Source organism: Spirillospora sp. NPDC046719, assembly GCF_040645715.1.
In the GTDB taxonomy this organism is placed as follows: domain Bacteria; phylum Actinomycetota; class Actinomycetes; order Streptosporangiales; family Streptosporangiaceae; genus Spirillospora.
In genome coordinates this window covers 1-2,097 of record NZ_JBEYYT010000816.1, presented here as the reverse complement: position 1 = coordinate 2,097, position 2,097 = coordinate 1, and the positions used below count along the sequence as shown (strand labels likewise).

The window sequence follows — 2,097 nt, the reverse complement described above, 5'->3', positions numbered from 1 at the left end:
AGAAGCCCCCGAATCGGCGGCCGCGTCCTTGGAACTCACCGAAACCCTCGTGGCCGCGTGCGATATGCAGGAAAGCGCGCTCGCCGGATTCATCGGCCGAGTCGACGCCACAGCCGAGCAGGCCCGGTGGGGATATCCCTCCACCCAAGCGTGGCTGCGGTCGAGTTTGGGCATGCGCGACAGCCGCGCCAAGGAGCGCCTCACCCTCGCCAGGCAGCGTCATCGTCTCCCGCAGGTGGCCGAACGCCTCGCCGCCGGGGATCTGTCTTACGGCTACGCGGCCACCGTCGCCGACTCGGTTTCACGCCTGGACGACAGCGACTGCGCGGAGGCCGAGGCGACCCTGCTGGGCTTCGTCGAGCAGGGCTTCTCCGCCGGGAAGGTAGCCGCGTTCGGGCGCCGCATTCGCGACCTCATCGCCGAACGCGACGACACCGAAGAAGCACCGGATGAGGACACCAAGCACGGCTACGACAAGTCGTGGATCACGACCACGCGTTCGCTGGACGGCGGCCGCTACGTCAAAGGCTGGCTGAACCCCGAAGACGCCGCCATCTGGGACGGCACCCTCGCCCCGCTCGCCAAGCCGACCGGACCCGACGACCGACGCGACCTCCCCGAACGCACTGCGGCGGCACTGTCGAGCGTCCTGTCGGGTGGGCACAAGGCGTCCAAGGTCACCGTGATCTGCGACCTGGAGACGCTGACCGGAGGCAACGCCCCGGCCCGCCTCACCGACGGCACCCCCATCCCCGCCGCCCAAGCCCGCCGCATCGCCCTCTCCGCCGGAGTCTCACCCCTCCTCCTCGGACGCGGAAACACCCCGCTCTACCTCGGCTACCGCGAACGATTCGCCTCCGCAGCACAACGCCAAGTCCTGGAGACGCTGTACTCCTCCTGCGCGGTGAGGGGCTGCGAAGTGCCCGGGACGCTGTGCGAAGTCGACCATGTTCACGGATGGGCACTCGGGCGATCGCCCACCGACATCGACCAGCTCGCCCTCACCTGCGGATGGCACAACCGCTTCAAGCACAGTCGCCCCGACCAGATCCAAATCACCAAAGATCAGGACGGGCGATACGTCTACCGGCTGCTCCCGCCACCCGACGCCAGAGGATGCGTGACCGGGGCCGGGCCACCGGGCAGCATAGGCCGCCCACCACCCGATACCCCCGCCCTCGACTGGGCGGCATAACAGCCACGACGGCGGCTGGCGAGCCGTCGCGGCTGTCGCCGCCATGGCCATGGCCTGGCCATGGCCGCTCCCCTCCCCCGGTGCCGCTGGTGCGGGATAGGTCAGGCGACCTTGCGCAGGGTCACGTTCATCGATGCCGTCCAGGTCACTCCGTCGGCGCTGGACTCGTGACGGGCGACCTGGGTGAGTCCGCCGTCGGTCATCGTTGCAGTGCATCGCGTTCGATCACCGGTCCACCTGAGGACGTCACCCTCGATCTCGAGCCGGGAGACGTGGACGTTGCCGAAGCTGTCGTAGAACGTGGAGCTGTAGGCCGCGCCGTCAACGCCGATGATCTCGACGCCTCCCACGGATGTGTCGCCGATCTTTCCGTAGGCCGAGTGCACGATGAAGAACCCGCCGGGAGCCCACTCGTACACATCGCTGGTGAGGATCGGAACCGACGGGGCGTCCGCAGTGGCGACCGTGCGGCCTTCGTTGATCCACTTGCCGATGAGAACCTCGAGCGCTTCGTGGCGGCAGTCGCGGACGGGCGTGGCCTGGTCGGTGGTCTCGACACCGGCGGCAACGGTGACGACACGGGCCGATTTGCTGCTGTCACGGGACATCAGAAGCTCCTTCGAAGGCTGTCGGGGACGCTTTCCTATGTAGTCGGAGCCGTCATGGCCGCCTCGACATCCCGTCGCGATCTCTTGCCCGATGAAGCCAACCGCCCCACGTCACTACGGCTTGGTCCGGCGTGACGGTACGGAGGGGGGTGGTGGGGTGGCGCGACCCGGGGGCGGGGCAGGCGGAGCCTGCCCCCAACACCTGCCTAGGGGCCGCAGAGGCTCCAAAGTCAAGGGTGGACGAAGTCCATCGCGAAGCGACGCCGAAGGCGCCCTTGACTTTGGAGGGGCGGC

The 2,097-nt window shown here is 68.4% G+C and carries 2 protein-coding genes; one reads left to right on the top strand and one right to left on the bottom strand.

Annotated features, from left to right (window positions below):
* A partial coding sequence (locus tag ABZ914_RS50580) for an HNH endonuclease signature motif containing protein (RefSeq protein WP_500201708.1) occupies nt 1-1,195 on the top strand: 1,195 nt, incomplete at its 5' end.
* A gap of 101 nt (nt 1,196-1,296) precedes the next feature.
* On the opposite strand, the gene ABZ914_RS50575 is transcribed toward ABZ914_RS50580, so the two are convergent.
* The gene (locus ABZ914_RS50575; RefSeq protein ID WP_500201707.1) at nt 1,297-1,803 is read right to left on the bottom strand and encodes a DUF1579 family protein; all 507 of its coding nucleotides are present in this window, start codon (nt 1,801-1,803) and stop codon (nt 1,297-1,299) included.
* Nucleotides 1,804-2,097 lie beyond the last annotated feature (294 nt).

Bases quoted from the DNA above. Each gene is read 5' to 3' on its own strand.
- ABZ914_RS50575 (WP_500201707.1), bottom strand. From the start codon at position 1,803: ATGTCCCGTGACAGCAGCAAATCGGCCCGTGTCGTCACCGTTGCCGCC.